This window comes from Mucilaginibacter pedocola (assembly GCF_002013915.1).
Lineage (GTDB): Bacteria > Bacteroidota > Bacteroidia > Sphingobacteriales > Sphingobacteriaceae > Mucilaginibacter > Mucilaginibacter pedocola.
The window spans coordinates 130,642-151,078 of record NZ_MBTF01000036.1; the positions used below are offsets into that span (position 1 = coordinate 130,642).

The following is a 20,437-nucleotide window of genomic DNA, read 5'->3' on the forward strand; positions in this document are numbered from 1 at the left end:
GTTGATAAATTCGATTTACAGACATGAAAAAACTAAAATATATTTTATCGCTGGCCCTGCTATTGGCGTTTACCGCCTGCGATAAACGTAACGATAACGTGGTGACGCCCAATGTGGGCGATGCCTTCCCGCAAATTATTAAATTGGCCGACGAAGGCGACGGCGAACTGGAAGACGAAGATAAATTCAGCTTTAAGATTGACCTGGCCGACAGGGTTGACCCAAGCGGCGAATCGTTAGAAGGAAAGATCATCCCGCTAAAGAAAACCGTTAAGGTGAATTTTGAAGTGGGCGATATTAAGGGCTTCAGCAAACTATCGGATTATATTAAAGATGCCAAAGCATTTTACGAGATAGATGATTGCACCACATCCGAAGATGCCAACATTAGCCTTAACCTGGTTTTCGATGCGAATACCGGCAAGGGTAGTGTTGATTTCCCGGCAGGGGTAGAAGAGATAGAAGTAGAGTTTGAAACCAACGATGCTTTATTTGATGACGATGTGTTAAACACTACCGACCGCTCATTAGAAGTAAAACTAACCGGCCTGGCCAATGCCGAAAGCGATGTAACGGTGAATACCGCCAATACATTTAAATACGAAGTTTTAGATGACGAAGGCATACACGGCGAGTACGAACTGGACGTAAACAATGCTGCAGAGTTCAACAAGTTTATAGCGTTATTTGGTTTGATAAACGAAGACGTAAAAGGCTTGAAGGCATCTGATGTGGACGAGATCACCATTGAGTTTGCTTACGACGAATTTAAGGCCGTGATAAAGCTGAAAGAAACCGAAATGGTTACCGAATGTGGCGAAACCGAGGAAAAGAACAAGGAGATAGAGATAGAAGGCGGGCTGGAAGAACTTGGCCTGAAAACCCTGAGCGGCGATGTTGAATTTGCTGACGATATAGAGCAGGAAGATGGTACCGAAGCCGAGTTTAAATATTCGGGCAGCTTTGAGATAAGCGGCAAAGAATTGGTGCTTACCCTAACCGGCGAGTATAACGATGATGAAATAGAAGAGATAACCTTAACTTTTAGCAAATAATGAGGAAAGGAATTTCAGGAATTATTATCGCAACCGGGCTGGCGGCAGCATCATGCCAAAGCCCATCCCCGGCACAAAAAACAACCGGCGCAACGGCTGATACTATTGTTAAACCGCTGTATGTAACCGAGCCCGTACAATTCGATACCGACGATCCGGCAATATGGGTAAACCCGGCAAATCCGGCACAGTCGCTGGTTATTGGTACCGATAAGGATACCAATGGCGGGTTGTATGTTTTCGACCTGAAAGGGAAAATAGTAAAAGATAAAGTAGTAACGGGCCTGCAGCGCCCCAACAACGTGGATATTGCGTATGGCTTGATGCTGAACGGCAAGCCCGTTGATATCGCCGTGGCAACCGAAAGGATAACGCATAAGCTGCGGATATTCTCATTACCGGATATGAAGCCGGTCGATAATGGCGGCATCCCGGTGTTTGAGGGTGAGAACGAAGCCGCGGGTTTGCGCGATCTGATGGGGATATCCCTGTACACCGCGCCCGATAAGCAGATATACGCTATAGTGGGCCGCAAAACCGGCCCAACTAACGGCGGCTACCTGTGGCAGTACTTGTTGCAGGATGATGGCACGGGGCATATTAAAGCTACGCTTAAACGCAAGTTTGGCCAGTACAGCGGCAAAAAGGAAATAGAAGCCATAGCCGTTGATAACCAGATGGGCTATGTATACTATTCCGACGAGCAATTTGGCGTGCGCAAGTATTATGCCGACCCCGACAAAGGCAATGCCGAACTAAACCTCTTCGGCCAAACCGGCTTTGCTGAAGACCACGAGGGCATCAGCATTTATAAGACCGGCGATACCACGGGCTACGTTTTGGTGTCGGACCAGTCGGCCGGGCAGTTCAAGGTGTTTACACGCGAAGGGAACAATGCCTTTGTAAAAAGCGTGCATGTATCAACCAGTAACAGCGATGGTTCTGACGTGGTATCCGTCCCGCTGAATGATGATTTTAAGCACGGACTATTTGTAGCCATGAGCGACGACAAAACCTTCCAGTTTTATCGCTGGGAAGATATTGCCGGCAAAAGCCTTAAGGTGAATAAATAATTATTTGTATCAATAGAAAAAGCCACGGAGCGTTAAATACTCCGTGGCTTTTTGCATTATACCGTAGGCGCTTTGCCGAAATCTCTTTTTAAAGGAATGCGAGAAGTGCGACAGGCTCTCGAAGCCCAGGTCGAGGTAGATGGCCGACGGGCGTTTGTGTTTATCTTCGATGAGGTAGCGCGCTTCTTCAAGCCGTTTTTCCTGCAGCCAATGGCGCGGGGCCATATCAAATATCTTGCGGAAATCGCGCTTAAAGCCTGCCAGGCTGCGGCCTGTTAAACTCGCAAATTTCTCTACCGGCAGGTTGTAATGAAAATTGCTGAGCATGAATTTCTCCAGATCGATCTTATGCGGTTCCGAAAAATCGAACAGGAAATTCTTCAGTTCGGGGAGGGCATTCAGCAGAAGATGTACGGCTTCGCGTACTTTGAGCATGCCCATGGTGTTAACAAAGTGCTCATCTGCATGGCGAACGTAGGGGACAAGCGAATGGAAAAAGGCCCGCAAAAAATCGTTCCCGGGTACCAGGACGTTTTGCGGGCCGTTGTATTTTTCGGTCATTTCAATATTCTCTTCCAACGCTATTTGCCTAAGCAGGTCCTCTTGTAAGGATATCACGATGGTCTCGTAATCCTCATCGGGCAGGGGAGTTTTGGTAATTTGCCCCAACTGGTTTTTGCCTATTAGCAGCATTTGACCACCGCGCATGGTGATCTTCTCGGTAGGTGTTTCCAACAGAAATTGCCCGGATACCTGCATCACCAAATTATTGTGGTTAAGAAAGCCCACCGTTTGTTTGGTTTTAGTAGCAAGATAGGAGTAGAAAATAACCCCTGGGATAATTTCTGTTGGGTTTACCATTGTGTAAATATATAAAACACCGCCTTTTTTTATGCGCTTAGCGTTGCAGGTAAGTGCCGCCCAAAATAGCACCTGGTGCAAATTCGCGGTTTAAGGTTTCCCATTCGCTATCGCTGAAGGTAATGTTCATGGCGGCTATGTTTTCGGGCAGCCTTGTGCGGCGGCTCATGCTTACCAACGGCATAATATGCTCGCCTTGCAGGTTTACCCAAGCAATGGCTAATTGGGTTGGCGTAACGCCTTTATCGGCGGCAATGCTTTTCAGTACCTCTACTTTCTCCAGGTTCTTCACCAAATTATCGCCCTGGAAACGCGAGAAGTGGTTATGATAATCGTCAGCAGCCAGCGGTGCTTTCATATCGCCGGTGAGCAGGCCTTCGGCAGTGTTGGCAAATGCCACTACGCTTATGCCAAGCTCTTTGGCGGTAGGCAGAAGGTCAGCTTCTATCTGGCGGTCGGCAAGGGAGTAGCCAATTTCCAGCGCGCTGATGGGGTAGGCGTTATTGGCAGCACGTAGTTGCTCGGCAGTAATTTCCGATACCCCAATATGGCGCACCTTGCCTTCTTTTACCAGGTCGGCAACGGTGCCAATGATATCTTCAACAGGTACACTGCCATCCATACGGCAGGGTTGGTACAGGTCGATGTTATCGATACCCAAACGCACCAGCGAGTAATTGATAAAGTTTTTGATGGCCATAGGGCGTAGGTCCAACCCAAGCCATTGCCCGTTGTGGAATATAGCACCGAATTTTACGCTGATAAAAGCATCATCGCGCCTGCCTTTGATGGCTTTGCCTACCAATAGTTCGTTATGCCCGGCACCGTAAAAATCGCCGGTATTTAAAAAGTTGATCCCATTATCTAATGCAGCCTGTATGGTGGCTATACTTTCGGTTTCGTCCTGCGCTTTGCTGCCCCAAACAGATGACATGCGCATACAGCCCAGGCCCAGTTTTGATACCAACGGGCCGTTGTTGCCAAGTTGTATTTTTTTGATGTTTTCCATTGTTGTTTCTTATAAATTGATAACACAAATATCGTGCTCGGGGCGGGGAGCCGATTACCTTCACGGCTCAATTTACTTGCCTGTACGGCTCAATTAGTAAGTAGCTATTTAAAACCGGTAGTTAAAAATGAGACGAATGAACGAAAGCTTGATACAAAACGTGGGCACTACAAAATTCTCATACCTTACTTTTACCTTTCAATTATACTGCACTAAATACTGTATGAACTATTCTACTAAATTAAAATTTGCGGGTGTGCTGGCTTGTTTCTTTGCGTTCGGGCAAACGCAGGCGCAGGAACGCACGGCACCCTCGTATCCGCTTATTACGCATAACCCCAACTTCAGCATATGGTCTAACACGGATAAACTCCAGGAATCGACCACCACGCACTGGACAGGTTCCGATCATTCGCTGCTGGGCCTTATTAATGTAGATGGCAAGATCTACCGCTTTATGGGCAAAGAAGAAGTACGTTACAGCCCTGTACTGGGCACTTCCGACGAAACGCCCTACTCTGTAAAATATACCGAAACCGAACCCACAGGTGATTGGAAAGCTGCAAGCTACGCTGCTGCCGATTGGAAACAGGGCGCCATGCCGCTTGGCGATAACCCCAGCACCGTAAAAACACCATGGAAAGGCGATAATATTTGGGTAAGGCGTACTTTCACCGTAGCCGATCCATCTGCCATTAATGAACTGTTTTTGAAGATAGACCACGATGACAACATCGAACTATACCTGAACGGCAAAGAAGTGTATTCGAAAAAAGGCTGGACCAATACCCTGCAATATTTCCCTATTAGCAAAGGCGACCTGAAAGCAGGTGAGAATATTATAGCTATCCACCTGGCCAATACTGCCGGCGGCCGTTTCCTCGATTTTGGCTTAGCAGATAAACAGAAAGAAAAAGGTGCTAAAGTAGAACTGGCCAAAGAGAACAGCGTAGACGTAACTGCCACCCAAACCTTATATAATTTTACTTGCGGCAAGGTTGACCTAAACTTAACCTTTACGTCGCCGCTGTTACTGAAGGATCTGAGCCTAATGTCGCGCCCGGTATCATACATTACCTACAGCGTAAAAGCTAACGATGGTAAAAGCCATGCCGTGAAGGTGTTCCTCGGGGCATCGAGCGATATCGCTGTATTCCGTCCGTCGCAGGAAGTTACCGCCACCAAATACAGCGCCAATAACCTTTCTATCCTGAAAACCGGTACCGTAGAGCAACCTATCCTGCAAAAAGGTGCGGACGATATGCGTATAGATTGGGGCTACTTTTATGTAGCTGCGCCAAAAACAAGTGGTGCTAGGCAATTTATTACCTCGGGCAGCGGCGCGGCGGGTGCTTTCCAAACCGGCAGCACAGTTTCAACCGCATCAAAGGGTAAATCCCTATCGTTAAATACCGTTATCCCTTTCGGCACCGTTGGCAAAACCGCTGTAGAGCGTTTTGTTGAACTGGGTTACGATGAGATATACGCCATCCAATATTTCGGCACCAACCTGCGCCCATGGTGGAACAACTCTGGCAAGGCTACCTTCGATGGCCAATTATCAGCAGCGGCTACCGGTTATAAAACCGTAATGGCACAATGTGCAGCTTTCAACAAAGAAATTTATGCCGCGGCGTTAAAATCGGGTGGTAAAGAGTATGCTCACCTGTGTATGTTGGCTTACCGCCAAAGTATTGCAGCCCACAATTTGGTGAAAAGCCCTAAAGGCGAAATACTTTGGCTATCAAAAGAGAATAACAGCGGCGGGTTCATCAACACCGTGGACGTGACCTATCCATCAGCGCCGCTGTATCTTATCTATAACCCCAAACTGATGCAGGGCATGCTGAACGGCATCTTCTACTTCAGCGAGAGCGGCAAATATCCGCACCCATGGGCAGCGCACGACTTAGGTACCTACCCGCGTGCCAACGGCCAAACTTATGGCGAGCCAATGCCGGTAGAAGAATCGGGCAATATGATCATACTTACCGCGGCCATCACCAAAGCCCAAAACGATGGTGCTTTTGCCAAACTGCACTGGAAGACTTTGAGCCTTTGGGTAGATTACCTGGTGAAGGAAGGTTTAGACCCTAAAACACAGCTTTGCACCGACGACTTTGCGGGCCACCTGGCGCGTAATGCCAACTTATCGGTAAAAGCTATTGTAGGTATTGCCTGCTATGCGCAAATGGCCGAGAAACTGGGCATGGCCGATACTGCCAAAAAATACCGCGCCATTGCCGAGAGTATGGTGCCAAAATGGATCGGCATGGCCGAGGCCGGCGACCACTACGCCCTAACCTTTGACAACAAGGATACCTGGAGCCAAAAGTATAACCTGGTTTGGGACAAGGTGCTAAACCTGAACCTGTTTCCGCAGAAGGTTTACGATACCGAAACAAAATACTACTTAACCAAGAACAACAAATTTGGTATACCGCTGGATAGCCGCAAAGCCTACACTAAAAACGACTGGATATTGTGGACGGCAGCATTCGCGCCAACACAGGCCGAGTTTGAAGCTTTGGTGAAACCGGTGTACAGGCACTCGATAGAAACAGAATCGCGCGTGCCATTGAACGATTTTTATGACTCTAACACAGGCATACGCGACAACTTTAAGGCGCGTAGCGTTGTGGGCGGGTTTTATATGAAGCTCTTGTCGGATAGGTTAAATATGCGATAGGTTTAGTTGGTTTGAGTCCCCGGGATCTTGGTTGGCCCGGGGCTTTTTTGTACTTTTTTGTTGCGCTTTTACCTTTGTGTGAGAAGCCGGATCTGCCCCCGATCTGTTTGGTTTCAGCGCGTTTTTTTGCAATTTCCCTCGTTGCTTAACCCATACCTAATTATAAATGAATAATAACACTTTGGCCAGCAAGCCGCACTATCCTATACTGGATGGCCTGCGCGGTGTTGCAGCAATTATTGTAGTCACCTTTCACCTTACCGAGCCGCTGGGCACCGGGCACCTTGATATTATTGTTAACCACGGCTACCTTGCGGTAGACTTCTTTTTCCTGTTATCAGGCTTCGTTATAGGTTATGCGTATGACGACCGCTGGAACAAGATGACCGTTGGCAGTTTTTTTAAACGACGCATAGAGCGCCTGCAGCCCATGGTAATACTGGGCATGACATTAGGCGCCATCGGCTTTTACTACACTGATTCGGCGATATGGCCACTCATCCACGAAGTACCGCTTTGGAAGATGCTGCTGGTATACGTTATAGGTTGTACCATTTTGCCCATACCGCTTTCGCTGGATATACGTGGTTGGCAGGAAATGCACCCGCTGAACAGCGTAGGCTGGTCGTTATTCTTCGAGTATATCGCCAATATCCTTTACGCCGTTTGGATACGAAAATTCTCGAAAACTGCATTAGCCATACTGGTGGCTATATCGGCAATAGCCCTTGCACAATTAGCCATAACAAATGGCGATGTAAGCGGTGGCTGGACTTTAAATGTAGAGCAGGTTCGTGTGGGCATCACCCGTACTATGTACCCGTTTTTTGCAGGATTATTAATGTCTCGCGTGGTTAAACCGGGAAGTATTAAAAACGCCTTCCTGTGGTGCAGTATATTGGTTGCGGTAGTGCTGTATATGCCCCGCATTGGCGGTGCCGAGCATTTGTGGATGAACGGCGTTTACGAATCCATCTGTATCATTATCGTATTCCCACTTATCGTATACCTTGGCGCAAGCGGTGTTGTTGCGGGAGCTACTGAAAGCAAGATATGCAAGTTCCTTGGGGATATTTCATACCCTCTATATTTAGTGCATTATGCCATAGTTTATTTCTATGTGGCCTGGATAAGCAACAACAAAGGCACAACCATTGTACAAGCATGGCCGGTTGCCTTGGCTGTCTTAGTAGGTTCAATTATCCTGGCTTACATCACCCTGAAATGGTATGATGAGCCGGTGCGCAAATGGTTGCGGAAAAAATTGGGATAGGAAAGTTATTGATTTTGGTGCGGTGTCAGGTTCTGATTAACTTAGGTGCATAATTTGCAGCAAATGGTATTCGAACTATCAAACGAACAGCGCGCTTATTTTGGTTTAGAACCTGTACTACCTCATTGGGAAAAAGTTGTGCTTAAAGGCGATGCATACAGATCGGAAAGTATCCTTTATTTTGAAGGTGATGTTATAAAAAGGCAAATAGTTTCTACAGATTTAAAATACGAGGAACACCAATACGATGATCTAACACGAGGCAGGATTGTACTGTTGCCGAAAACAGGCAAAGGAAAAGAAAAGAAACTCTCTGCCTCGGTACTCGAGTCTCGCCAACCAGTAGGGGTTTATTGTATAATAGGGTCTGATGGAAGCACAATTGTAGGTAACTACGATACGCAAACAACTTTCTACAATGCTCGGTGGGAGTATCCATTTAAAAAAGATACACTCGCTCAATCGATAGAACGCCTTGTTAATGGCTTTATAAAAAACTCGCCCCTTAACCATCTTACCGAGATTGCGGAGTTTAAGCACGCTCGGCGAAAGCATCAGAAGTTTAAAACCGGCGATTTTTTTGCATTCAAAATAAGCCGAACTCAATACGCTTTTGGGCGAGTGTTGGTTGATATTAATTTGCTAAAAAAGAGAAACGTGCTTTCAGAAGAGCATGGCATAGGCTTCCTGATGGCTAAGCCTGTATTGGTAAAGGTTTATGCATATCTATCGGACCACAAATATATCGATATAGATGTTTTGAAAAATGCCCCGGCATTACCGTCGGATTATATGATGGATAATTTGCTGCTATACGGGCAATACGAAGTGATTGGTCATAGTGAATTGACACCGGACGAGATGGATTTTCCGATGTCCTATGGTAGCCATGTTAGCTCAGGCAGATTAACGTCCTTTCTTCAATGGGGTTTAATTCATAAAGAGCTGCCTAAAAGCGTCTTCAATAAGTATTTTGCCGCTGATAATCCATTTGCTCCAAAAGACCGGCCATCCTGCCCGGTAACAAATCCGTACGGATATTACAGCATTGGGTTTCATCCGCATAACTGCTACTTGTATCAAATTGAGGCTGCTATAGAAAACAATAATCAACCCTACAATAATCAGCAGGCAGACTTTAAGAGTCATTTCGACTTACGCAATCCGTCTAACAAAGAAATACGCGATGAACTAATGACAGCCTTCGGGCTCGACCCCGCAAAAAATTATGATGATAACTGCCGGCTTACCAATACTCCTACATCCCAGGCGTTGCTAAACTTGTAAGCTGTGCCAATTATTTATTCAACAAATACCCCGCTTTTATCACGGCCTCATTCACTTCCTTTATCCTGTCGGTTTGCATTTTTTCAACGGCGCGGTCGTAGGTAAGTACGCCGTTCACTTCGTGCTCTACGTCGGTGGTTTGGGTGTAAATGGCAACGCTTAGGCCCTGGTATTTCATCAGTTGCTCTACCTTGTCTAACAGCAATACGTAGCGGTCGGTAAGGGCGGTGGTAGTTGCGGCGTAATCGTACGCGTTGTTCTCCACCGGCCACATATGCCCGCGGACGAACAGGCCCACGCCGCCAAATTCACCCAGCGACGCAGCACGTTTGCCGTCGGGTTTTGAGGCGCCGTATGGTCCAACGTAAATGTGTGTATCTACATAGTCTCCATTCATCGGGTCGCCGTAGGCTTTTTGGTAATCGGGGTTGTTGTTGAAGCCCGAGTTGCCGTTCACGAGGCGCGATGGGTCGTACTGTTTTACCCAGTCGGTAATGTTCCTCACATCAAAGGCTCCCCAGTTCTCGTTAAAAGGCACCCAGGTGATGATGGATGGCGAATTATAATGGTCGTCCATTATGGCCTTCAGTTCCTGGCGAAAAACTTTGCGGGTTTTCAGGGTGTCTTCGTTTTGGTACCAAATGGCCGGCATATCCTGCCATACCAACAGGCCCATTTTATCGGCCCAGTAGTAAAAGCGGTGCGGCTCGGTTTTCATGTGCTTGCGGATGAGGTTGTAGCCCGCTTTCTTGGTGTACTCCATATCAAATTTCAAGGCTTCCTCAGTCGGAGCGGTAAGCACGCCATCGGGCCAGTAGCCCTGATCGAGCAGGCCTAATTGCATCACGAATTTGCCATTAATAAGCGGGCGCAGCACACCATCTACCTTGCCCAGTTTAATATCGCGCATGCCGAAGTAGCTTTTTACCTCGTCAGTAGTTTTGCCGTTGTCATCGTAAAGCGTCAACTTCAGATCATACAAAAAGGGCTCATCCGGAGACCATAGCTTTGGTTTATCTATCGGCAAATAAAAGTAAGTGCCTGCGGTCGAGTTTGCCTGCGCTACCACTTTTTTGCCATCCAGTGCCTCGGCAGAAACTTTGGCGGCACCATCAGCATTTACGATCACTTTCAGGCGGTTCTGCTCCAGTTCGGGCAGCATGCGAATGTTTTTGATATAGGTTTTGCTCACGGGTTCCAGCCATACGCTTTGCCAGATGCCCGAGTTAAAGGTATAATCGCCACGCGGGCCGTTCTTGCCCGATGGGGCGCGGCCGTCGTTAGGGTCGTAAGCAGCAACTACAAGGGTATTGCTCCCCTTTTTAAGGAAAGGGGTAATGTTGAACGAGAACGAATCGTATCCGCCTGCGTGGCTGCCGGCTTTTTTGCCGTTTACAAACACGGTGGCATCATGGTCCACGGCCTCAAAGTGCATAATAACCTGCTTGCCCTGCCAGCCCGATGGTATTTCTACCGTGCGGCGGTACCACATGTTTATTTCTTGTTTCTTTTGCACGCCCGATAGTACCGATTCGGGGCAGTAGGGCACCAGTATTTTTGCCGTAGCGCCATCAAATGATGCAACAGTTGCCGGAGCTAAAGCATTGGGTGCGTTTTTACCGCCCATATAATCCCACTTGCCGTTGAGGCATAGCCAGTCTTCGCGCTGTAGTTGCGGGCGTGGGTATTCTGACAGTGGCACTTCGGCCTTCATGGCCTGTTCGGTCCATTTGGTGGGTAACAGCGGGGCTTGTGCTTGTACAAGGTTTTGCACCATGGCCGTTGCCAACAGGCACAGCACAGCTTTGGTAGTAATTTTCATAAGGTATATGTTTTTAACAACAGCGGGGAATATCCAACCGATATCCCCGTATGTTTGCCGTCGTTAGTTCGTAATTTCTCTTTTCTTGCCATCGAATGCGGTGATGGTAGCTTTGGCCACACCTGCATCCAGCTTAAATGCACGCGACGATTGCGAAAGATACGTAGAGCCGTAATAAAACTCTACACGTTTTTTGCTGCCGTTTTTATAAGTAACATCCGCATAAAAATCGGCAGGGTTTAGTTTTATCCATTTGGTACCATCGGCAGCGGTTTTTTGATAAACTTTTACCGGGCCCTGGTTTTGCGTGGCCACAAACAGCTCTTTACCGCCCGACTGCACAGTTGCAAGACCTTTACCATCGCCGTTAATGAACAGGCCGCTTTGCGCCATGCTCACCTCGCTGAACCCACCTTTGCCGTTACCTTTCATATAAAGGCCCATAAAGGCATCGTGGCGGCCGGTAAATGGTTCCATGCCAAAATCATTGCCGGTCATTACCAGGTCGAGGTTGCCATCCATATCAATGTCTTCGGCTACCATGCCGTATACCGGTGCCATTTGCGCACCAAGCGGCATAGGCGATATGCTAAATTTACCACCGCCGTTATTTTTAACAAAGCTGGTTTGCATATCGGTTGCACTTAGTTCCAGTGCGCCTTGTTTATCCGCGTCCTTCCAAAGATCCTGCATGGTGGCGGCACCGAAACCTCTATAGGTAGGGTACTTTTTGCGGATACCTATTACCTGGCTAATAAGGTCGTCGCGGGTATGCATCGGGAAGGGTTTTTGCGTGCCGTCCTCGGCTTTCATGTAGCAGAATATCATAGCATCAAAGGAGCCATTGCCATCCACATCCTTACCCAAAATGGTCATGGGGTGCTCTGCGGATGCAACATAATTTGAGTTTAGCCCAAGGTTACCGGCAATGTAATCGGTTTTGCCATCGTTGTCAAAATCTCCGGCCACTAAACTGTTCCACCAGCCCACGTGGCTGCTAATGCCTGTTGCTTCGGTAACATTGGTAAAGCCTTTGCCGGTGTTTTGGTAAAAAGTTATGGGCATCCATTCGCCAACTACCACTAAGTCGGGTTTGCCGTCGCCATTAAAATCGCTCCAAAGTGCATCGGTTATCATACCGCCTTTAGCTAATGCAGGGCAAAGCTGTGCGGTAACATCAGCAAAGTTGCCGCCATTGTTTTGAAGTATACGGCTTGCCGGTGAGGTAGGGTACGCGCCGGATACCGAGCGGCCGCCCACAAACAGGTCGAGGTCGCCGTCGCCGTCAAAGTCGGCGGCGCGCACGCAGGAGCCATTATCGTAATCAATTGGTAATGCAGTTAAATTGCGTGTAAATTGCCCTTTGCCGTTATTTATATAGAGGCGGTCGGTAGCGGAAGTGTGCCCTTTTGGGAACTCGTAACTTCCGCTGGCCACGTACAGGTCCAGGTCGCCATCGCCATCTGCATCAAAAAGCAGGGCACCCATGTCTTCTTCGTCCTTGAATTCTTCGTTCAGGAAGCGGTTGTTATCCAAGGCGAAATGCCCGCCGGCATTTTGCATAAAAAATACGCCCTTTTTACCCGCTGCTCCGCCGATGTACATATCATCGAAGCCATTCTTATCAATATCGCCAACGGCTATAGCAGGCCCGTACTGGCTCAATTTATGCGGCAGTGTAGGTTGGATGTTGTAATCGATAGCATCTTTTTCCTCGTGCGTATAATTAATGCCGGTTTGTGTATTAACGGGTTGAAAGACCGGTTTAGCAAAGGCGGGAATGCCTGCGGGATAGCTGCCCGAACTGTTCTTATATTGCAGCTTTATGGTTTGGTTGGCTTTTAAGTTGGTTAGCAACTGCGTTTTACCATCGGCCCAGCGCACGCGTAACGAGTCGATATTTGTGGTAGCGCCTAAACCGAAATGCCCCAAGGCATCAACAGTACTCATGTAGCCGCGGCAGGGCTGCTGATCGTACAATTGTTGTTTGCCCTGGTAGTAGATGCGAACTATGGCACCAATGCCGCCCTTATTTTTGTCGTCGCCTTCCAAAGCTACTTTAAGGTAATTGTTGGTTTTGTTTACTTTACTTTTGCTGTTCAGGGTGTTCTCATAAACAAAGGCGTAATCGTTAATGTTGTTGATCACCAGGTCCATATCCCCATCATTATCCAGGTCGGCATATACGCCACCGGTAGAGAAGGTTGGCTTAGTAATACCCCAGTTTTTCGATTCGTTATCGAACATATAACCACCTCTATTCCTGAAAGCGTAGCTGGCTGTTTTTACTACCGGGAACGAATCTGCAGCGGCAAGCGTGGTGTTCTCTTTCACAGTGCGGCCCTGGTCGTTGGTGTAAAGGGCGTGGTCAAGGTCGGTAATGTCGCGGGGGTAGCCGTTGGTCATCAGCATATCGCGGTAGCCATCGTTATCAAAATCGGTTACCAGCGGTGTCCAGCTCCAGTCGGTTTGGTAAACGCCGCTCATGTAGGCTATCTCGCTGAATTGGGTGTTACTGCCGGCCACCTGCCCGCGGTTCAGCTGCAATACGTTGCGGATGTACTGGTGGTCGTATTTATACTTATCGTTGTTGATGTAGGTGATATAGTTATCGCCCATCAGCATGGTTTTTTTGCGCAGGTTCTCTTCGGGCAGCATCTCCAGCGATATCAGGTCGGCAAGCCCGTCGTTATTAATATCCACCACGTCCGATCCCATTACCGACCAGCCTGTGTGCTTAAAGTATTCCGAGGAGCGGTTGGTGAAGGTGCCGTTTTGGTTGTTGATGTAGAGCAGGTCGGTTGATATAAAGTCGTTACCTACATAAATATCCGGCCAGCCATCGTTATTGAAATCCGATACCGATACCGAGTTGCCGTAACCCTCTATCAAAATGCCGGCTTCTTTGGTAACGTTGGTAAAAGTGCCGTTGCCATTATTGCGGTACAGGCGGTCGTTGTTAATGGCGCTGCCGTCCATTAATTTCGGGCGGTAAGCGACAGGGGTATCTTTACCCAAAAAATTGGTGAGCAGGTACATATCCAGATAACCATCGTGGTTGTAGTCGAAAAATATGGCTTGGGTGCTATAGCCATCATCATCCAACCCATAAGCCTTTGCCGATTCTTTAAAAGTAGGCACGCCTTCTTTATTTAAGCCCTGGTTTATAAAGAGCATATTTTTGCGCTGAGCCGGATCTTTGCGGAACGAAGCGCATACATAAAGGTCGGGCCAGCCATCGTTATTGATATCCACTACCGATACACCTGTACACCATTTGCCATCGCTGCTAACGCCGGCAGCGGAGGTAATGTCGGTAAATTTTAGGTCCCCTTTGTTCAGGAACATTTTGCCGGGCACCATATTGCCTGCAAAGTAAACATCGGGTTTGCCGTCGCGGTTAAAATCGCCTATGCCAACACCAGCGCCATTGTACAGGTAGGGGTGGGTAAGTATGTTAAGGCTGTCGCTTTCGGTAAGGGTATTTTTAAATTCGATGCCGGTTTCGTCGGCAGGCAACAGCTTAAAAAGGGTATCAGAATTTTCTTTTTTTGAGCACGCGGTAAACAATAGCAAAGCCGCACTTATCAGCGCTACGTAGGGGGTTGGCCTGAGGGTAAACATTTGATCGATAATATCTTAATTTGAGTGGGGTAAGCTTTAATGCTTCTTAGGCGCTATTTAAATAACGCTTTTGCTGCCCTGTAAATAATTGGTATTTAAATGTAAAGAAAATGTATTTTAAAAAAACTGCTTTCGTCAAATAATCTCAAAAGTTAGTGAAAACGTATCGGTGCCTGTAATCAACTTTTAAGAATTTATATTTGCCTGATAGTTCCGCAAAGGGCTTCTGCCCGCCGGATAAACCTGATAATTTGTACTTGATTTTATGAAGAAGATATACGGTGCCTTTGCGGTGTTGCTACTACTCGCATCGTGCCAAAATAAAAGCAACTGGCAAAAGGCTGCCGAGAACCCCGAGTTTATCCACCGTTCGATAAGGCAGGTTACCGATGTAATGGTGCACGATATTTATTCGCCGCCCGTGGCCAGTCGCATATACTCTTACGTAAGCGTTGCTGCTTATGAGGCTGCCGTTAACGGCAACAAAAAATATATCTCCCTTTCCGGGCAACTGAACGGGCTCGATTCGGTACCGAAGCCTACGCCCGGCAAACAATACTGCTATACCATGGCGGCTTCGCATGCCGCCCTTATTATCGGCAAAATCCTCATCATGTCCGAAGGGCGGATAGAGGCCTATCACGATAAAATGATGGCAGAGTTTAAAGAGACCGGCATGCCGCAGGAGGTTTACGATAACTCGATAGAATACGGCAAACTAATAGCAGACCGTATACTGAAATGGGCAGGCAAGGATAACTACAAACAAACGCGCTCGCTGGCCAAGTACGATGTGCAAACCGACGATGCCACCTGGAAGCCAACACCACCTGCCTATATGAAGGGCGTAGAGCCTCACTGGAATGACATCCGACCTTTCTTGCTCGATTCGGCACAGCAATTTAAGCCAGGCAAGGCGATGGATTTTTCTAAAAAGCCCGAAAGCTATTTTTACAAACTTGCCCTTGCCGTGCGCGATACAGGGCTGCACTTAACCGAGGAGCAAAAAACGATAGCTACATTTTGGGACGATAACCCCTTCAAGGTCAATAACAACGGGCATACCATGTTTGCCATCAAAAAAATATCGCCGGGAGGGCATTGGATAAACATAGCCGCCCAGGTTTGCCGCCAAAACAAAGCCGACTATGTAAAAGCTGCCGAAACCTACGCTTGTATGTCGGTTGTAATTGCCGATGCTTTTATTAACTGCTGGGACGAGAAATACAAAAGCAAAGTAATACGCCCCGAAACGTATATCAATCAATACATTGATGAACGCTGGGCGCCGTTATTGCAAACCCCGCCTTTCCCCGAGTATACCAGCGGGCACAGCGTAGTGTCAAATGCTTCGGCAGTAATGATGAGCAAGCTCTTTGGCGCTAATACTGCCTTTACCGATTCTACCGAAGTGCAATTTGATATTCCGGCACGTTCGTTTAAATCTTTTAAAGCAGCTGCTGATGAAGCCTCTATCAGCCGTTTTTATGGGGGTATACATTATATGCCATCTATAGTGAACGGTGTAGATGAAGGCAGAAGAATAGGGGAGTTTGCGTTGACGAAGTTGAAAACGAGGAAGTAGGGATAACCCCAATCGTCATCTTGAACTTGTTTCAAGACCCCATCATGCAAGCCACAATGCAAAGCCGCTTTCCATGGGCACTACCTGCCGTGTGGGGTGCTGAAATAAAGCAGCATGACGTGGTGTTGTATTATACTAAAACGTCTTCACTTTTGCAGCCTTTTTATTGGCCTGGTACTCGGTTGGCGTGGTGCCAAACTGTTTAAGGAAGTTGCGGCCCAGGTGCGATTGTGAACTGTAGCCCACCATATTGGCCACCTCGTAAATTTTATAATCGCCTTCTTCCAGTAGTTTTGCGGCGGCTTTCAGGCGGGTGATATTGATAAGCTCGTTAATGGTAAGGTTAGATATGGCCTTCACTTTACGGTACAGTGTGGGCTTGCTCATGTTCATAAAGTTGGCAATGTGCTCCACGTCAAGGTCGGCGTTTTGGATGTTCTTGTAAATTACGGCGTTCAGTTTATCCAAAAAGCTTTCGTCGGGCTTGGAGTAGGCCATGGTTTTAATATGGGCCAGCGGCGAACTTGCAAAGTAATCTTTTATTTTATTGCGGTTGATGAGCAGGTTGGCCACCTGTACCAGCAGGTGCTCGGGCGAAAATGGTTTTTCTATATAAGCATCGGCACCTACCTCTAAACCTTCTATTTTGCTTTGTAGGGTGTTTTTTGCGGTAAGCAAAATTATAGGGATATGGCTATGGTCGAAGTTGGTTTTAACTTTTTTGCACAATTCAAAACCGTCCATCACCGGCATCATCACGTCGGAAATGATCAACTGGATATTCTCGATATCTATCATATCAAGCGCTTCCTGGCCGTTTAAGGCCTTCACTACCGAATACTTTTCGGATAGCTCATCGGCAACAAAATCCAGTATCTCCGGATTATCGTCTACCAAAAGTATAATTGGCTTCATAAAGTCAAAATTATCGTCGCGGTTTACAACACCATGGTGCTCGTAATCAACGGGCGTATTCTGGAGGTCGAACTCCTTATCCTGGTGTATTGGCAATATTAACGTGAAGATATTAAAATTATCCACCGGTTCGTCTAAAAAAAGTGAACCTTTGTGTAATTCGGCCAACGAACGTGATAGGGATAGCCCTATACCTGTACCTGTTTGCTTCTCGGTCTCCTTTATCCTGAAAAACGGTTCAAATATCCTTTGGCGCAATTCTGCAGGTACTAAATAGCCATTGTTGCGGATAATGAATTTAAAAGATTCGTCGAGGTTAGTGTGTTCAGGCAGCTCTATCTCTACTACCGATTCGGCATATTTTAGGGCATTATTTATCAGGTTGCTGATGATCTTGGTAAAAGCTTCCAGGTCCACATAGGCATACAAAGGCTTGCCCGGCAGCTTAAGTTCGTAGCGTAAATTCTTCTGCTCGGCCATGGCATTAAACTGCAGGTAGATATCGGACAGTAACTCGCTGATATCTGTTTTTACAAAGTTGAGGCTAAAGCCGTTGGTTTCTGTTTTCCTGAAATCGAGCAGTTGATTGGTAAGATCCAGCAACCTGTCTGTATTACGCTCCATCATTTTCAGGCTTCCCTGTATCTCGGGCACTTCACTGGCCTTGCGTATCACCTTTTCCATAGGGCCTTTTATCAGCGTAAGCGGGGTGCGTATCTCGTGCGCTACGTTAGTAAAAAACTCTATTTTGGCATTATACAGTTCTTTTTCTTTATCGTTCTCCAGGCGCTGTATCAGCCGCAAATTCTTTTGCCTGATATAGTTGTGGTAAAATTTGAACGCGTAGTAATTGAAAATGGCGAACAAAATGAGGTAAACCGCATAGGCCCACATGCTTTTCCACCAGGGTGGGGCAATATCTATCTCTATCGAGGTTTCCTTGTTGGTCCAGGTGCCGTTGTTGTTGGCGGCTTTGACTATAAAAGTGTAATGCCCGGGTGCCAATTGGGTAAAATATACTTTCCGGTTGGCTTTCAGGTTTATCCAGCCTTTATCCAGCCCCTTCATCATGTATTTATACTGCGTCATTTCGGGCGCAGGGTAGCTCAATGAGGCAAAGTCGATACTGAAGGAAGATTGGTCGTGGTTCAGTTCGATTTTTTTGGTGAACATGATAGACCGCTTCAATAAAGAATCCGGCCCGTTAACCGATATTTCGCTGTTATGCACCTGGAAGCCGGTAATATAAACCGGGGCAATAAAATCGTTGCGGGTAAAGTGGGCAGGGTTAAAGCTTATCATCCCGCGCACGCAACCAAAGTACATGGTGCCATCTTTATCTTTAAAGGCCGAGTTGTAGTTGAACTGGTCGCTAAGCAAGCCATTGGCTTTGGTGTAAACCTTTATGCCATTATCGTTCAGGCTTAAAGATACCAGCCCGCGGGTGGTGCTCACCCAAAGGTTCTTGTCGTCATCTTCCAGTATTTTAAAGATATAATTGCTCGGTAGTCCGTTGTTCGAGTCGAAGTATTTGAATGTTTTGCGGTCGGTGTCATATCGCCAAAGGCCCAGCCCATCGGTAGCGAACCAAAGGTTAAAGTCGCTATCCTCAAAAATGCCATTGATGATAGATATCTTCAGGGCATCCTTTACTTTATAAGTATCCTGTAGTTTAAAACTTGTATTGTTTTTAATATCGTAGCAGTATATCCCATCCCTAACGGTACCCACCCAAATTTTGCCGTTGTGGTCTTCTATCATCGAATACACAAAATCCCATGGGGGGATGCGGTCTATCAGCGTAAAATCGTGCTTTTCGGTATTAAAAATGTATAAACCGTGCGTGGTGCCCACTAAAATTGCCCCAGATCGCGTCCTCAGGAAACCTACAATGAAATTACTTTTTAACTGGTTTTCGCCGGGCCCGGCTATAAGCAGTTGCTCAACCTTGCCGGTTTTTATGTTGAATATATTCAATCCGCGCTCAAAGGTGCCTATATAAAGCTTATTTCCATCGGGCAGTAGTCCGTGTATGTTGGTGTTGGAGATGGCATTGGTAAGCCCCGGGTTGTAATGTGTCCAGATGCTTTTGTCGGGCGAGAGTTTGTTAAGCCCGTTATCTTCGGTACCCAGCCACAGGTTGCCATACATATCTTTACATATCTCGCGCACTACGTTACCCTGCAGGGTATTGCGTTCGCCGGGGTAGTATTTGTTGAACAGCGAATGCTGCTTAGGGTAGTAATTTACGCCGCCAAAATAAGTACCGGCCCACATACCGCCTTCAATATCCTTATATAAAAGGTATATGGCATTATCGGATAGCGAGTAGGGGTCGTTGTAATGTTTCTTGATATTAGTGAACGTACCGGCGCTTACATTGTAAATAAACAAGCCCGATTCGGTAGCCAGCCAATACTCGTTATCGCTGTATTTGGCAAAGTCGCGCACGTATACCTCCGTTTTGTCGGTATTGTAAATCAGCATGTCGCGGTAATCGCCGGTAAGGCAGTCAAACTCCTTAAAACCCTGATTGGTGGTTCCTACAAAAATTTTGTTATTGCCCGCGCCAAATATCTTTTCGATATAATGAGAGGCCGCCTGGCCCGAATGCCCGAACATGTTATAAGTGGTAAAGGTGCGGCTGGCTTTGTTCAGCTTTTTGAGGTCGCCGGCGGTGGTAGATACCCACAGGTCGCCATTGTTGAATACTATGGAAGTGGCTTCAAAATCCTGGTAGGGGCGGTAGCTGGTTATTTTTTTTGTGCGCTTATCATATTTCATTAATGATGGGCCTACTATAAACCAGCAATCGTTATTGGCATCCTGCACTATACAGCGTACGCCATCAAAACCGCCTATATTAAGGTGCGAGAAAGTTTCGGTTTTAGGGTCGTAATGGTCAACGCCCTGGTCGGTGCCTATCCAAAGGGTGCCATCAATATCATTACTGAGGCAATGCACCATATTGTTTGATAAGGTTTTGGGGTCGGTAGAATCGTGCCTGAAAATTTTAAAGCTGTAGCCATCGAAGCGGTTAAGCCCATCGCGCGTGCCCAGCCATAAAAAGCCGCTCTTATCCTGTATACCCGCATAAACCGTGTTGTTTGATAGCCCCTGCTCTACCTGGTAGTGCTTGAAATAATAGGTTTGCGCACCGCAAAATATTGGCAGCAAAAGAGTTAAACAGATCAGGTAAAGCGGTTTCAAATCAGTCGGGTTAAAACAAATATACTCCATTTGC

Annotated in this window: 11 protein-coding genes; 6 read left to right on the plus strand and 5 right to left on the minus strand. The window is 47.0% G+C overall.

Going from position 1 to position 20,437, the window contains the following annotated elements; translation table 11 throughout:
- Positions 1-23: 23 nt before the first annotated feature.
- A complete protein-coding gene (locus BC343_RS25330) occupies positions 24-1,055 on the plus strand; it encodes a hypothetical protein (protein WP_078350613.1) in 1,032 nt (343 codons plus the stop codon).
- Positions 1,055-2,128 carry a phytase gene (locus BC343_RS25335; RefSeq protein WP_078350614.1) on the plus strand — a complete coding sequence of 358 codons (1,074 nt, stop codon included), beginning with the start codon at positions 1,055-1,057 and terminating at the stop codon, positions 2,126-2,128. The genes BC343_RS25330 and BC343_RS25335 overlap by 1 nt, the downstream gene beginning before the upstream one ends.
- A 9-nt stretch (positions 2,129-2,137) precedes the next feature.
- Here the strand turns inward: BC343_RS25335 and BC343_RS25340 are convergent, their stop codons facing one another.
- Positions 2,138-2,989, minus strand: a complete 852-nt coding sequence (locus BC343_RS25340) for a helix-turn-helix domain-containing protein (RefSeq protein ID WP_078350800.1) — start codon at positions 2,987-2,989, stop codon at positions 2,138-2,140.
- A 37-nt stretch (positions 2,990-3,026) separates the two neighbouring features.
- Positions 3,027-3,998: an aldo/keto reductase gene (locus tag BC343_RS25345; RefSeq protein ID WP_078350615.1), complete on the minus strand. Its 972-nt coding sequence runs from the start codon at positions 3,996-3,998 to the stop codon at positions 3,027-3,029.
- Between the two features lie 223 nt (positions 3,999-4,221).
- On the opposite strand from BC343_RS25345, the gene BC343_RS25350 reads away from it, so the two are divergent.
- From BC343_RS25350 to BC343_RS25360, 3 genes are all read left to right on the plus strand, one after another.
- Complete coding sequence (locus BC343_RS25350; RefSeq protein ID WP_078350801.1) at positions 4,222-6,687, plus strand: glutaminase family protein; 2,466 nt, start codon at positions 4,222-4,224, stop codon at positions 6,685-6,687.
- A 166-nt stretch (positions 6,688-6,853) separates the two neighbouring features.
- Complete coding sequence (locus BC343_RS25355) at positions 6,854-7,960, plus strand: acyltransferase family protein (protein ID WP_078350616.1); 1,107 nt, start codon at positions 6,854-6,856, stop codon at positions 7,958-7,960.
- A gap of 63 nt (positions 7,961-8,023) precedes the next feature.
- Positions 8,024-9,247, plus strand: a complete 1,224-nt coding sequence (locus BC343_RS25360) for an immunity 26/phosphotriesterase HocA family protein (RefSeq protein WP_078350617.1) — start codon at positions 8,024-8,026, stop codon at positions 9,245-9,247.
- A 10-nt stretch (positions 9,248-9,257) separates the two neighbouring features.
- Here the strand turns inward: BC343_RS25360 and BC343_RS25365 are convergent, their stop codons facing one another.
- Entirely contained in the window at positions 9,258-11,069 is a 1,812-nt protein-coding gene (locus BC343_RS25365) for a glycoside hydrolase family 2 protein (protein WP_078350618.1), read from the minus strand.
- A gap of 63 nt (positions 11,070-11,132) precedes the next feature.
- Positions 11,133-14,693, minus strand: a complete 3,561-nt coding sequence (locus tag BC343_RS25370) for a VCBS repeat-containing protein (RefSeq protein WP_078350619.1) — start codon at positions 14,691-14,693, stop codon at positions 11,133-11,135.
- Positions 14,694-14,958: 265 nt separating this feature from the next.
- Here BC343_RS25370 and BC343_RS25375 point away from each other — a divergent pair, with 265 nt between their 5' ends.
- Positions 14,959-16,278 carry a vanadium-dependent haloperoxidase gene (locus BC343_RS25375; protein ID WP_078350620.1) on the plus strand — a complete coding sequence of 440 codons (1,320 nt, stop codon included), beginning with the start codon at positions 14,959-14,961 and terminating at the stop codon, positions 16,276-16,278.
- Between the two features lie 135 nt (positions 16,279-16,413).
- Here BC343_RS25375 and BC343_RS25380 read toward each other — a convergent pair whose 3' ends face one another.
- Entirely contained in the window at positions 16,414-20,403 is a 3,990-nt protein-coding gene (locus BC343_RS25380; RefSeq protein WP_162276942.1) for a hybrid sensor histidine kinase/response regulator transcription factor, read from the minus strand.
- Positions 20,404-20,437: the final 34 nt, after the last annotated feature.

Excerpts from the sequence above, each read along its gene's own strand:
- BC343_RS25330 (WP_078350613.1), top strand. The coding sequence starts at position 24 with ATGAAAAAACTAAAATATATTTTATCGCTGGCCCTGCTATTGGCGTTT.
- BC343_RS25335 (WP_078350614.1), top strand. The coding sequence starts at position 1,055 with ATGAGGAAAGGAATTTCAGGAATTATTATCGCAACCGGGCTGGCGGCA.
- BC343_RS25340 (WP_078350800.1), bottom strand. The coding sequence starts at position 2,989 with ATGGTAAACCCAACAGAAATTATCCCAGGGGTTATTTTCTACTCCTAT.
- BC343_RS25345 (WP_078350615.1), bottom strand. The coding sequence starts at position 3,998 with ATGGAAAACATCAAAAAAATACAACTTGGCAACAACGGCCCGTTGGTA.
- BC343_RS25350 (WP_078350801.1), top strand. The coding sequence starts at position 4,222 with ATGAACTATTCTACTAAATTAAAATTTGCGGGTGTGCTGGCTTGTTTC.
- BC343_RS25355 (WP_078350616.1), top strand. The coding sequence starts at position 6,854 with ATGAATAATAACACTTTGGCCAGCAAGCCGCACTATCCTATACTGGAT.
- BC343_RS25360 (WP_078350617.1), top strand. The coding sequence starts at position 8,024 with ATGGTATTCGAACTATCAAACGAACAGCGCGCTTATTTTGGTTTAGAA.
- BC343_RS25365 (WP_078350618.1), bottom strand. The coding sequence starts at position 11,069 with ATGAAAATTACTACCAAAGCTGTGCTGTGCCTGTTGGCAACGGCCATG.
- BC343_RS25370 (WP_078350619.1), bottom strand. The coding sequence starts at position 14,693 with ATGTTTACCCTCAGGCCAACCCCCTACGTAGCGCTGATAAGTGCGGCT.
- BC343_RS25375 (WP_078350620.1), top strand. The coding sequence starts at position 14,959 with ATGAAGAAGATATACGGTGCCTTTGCGGTGTTGCTACTACTCGCATCG.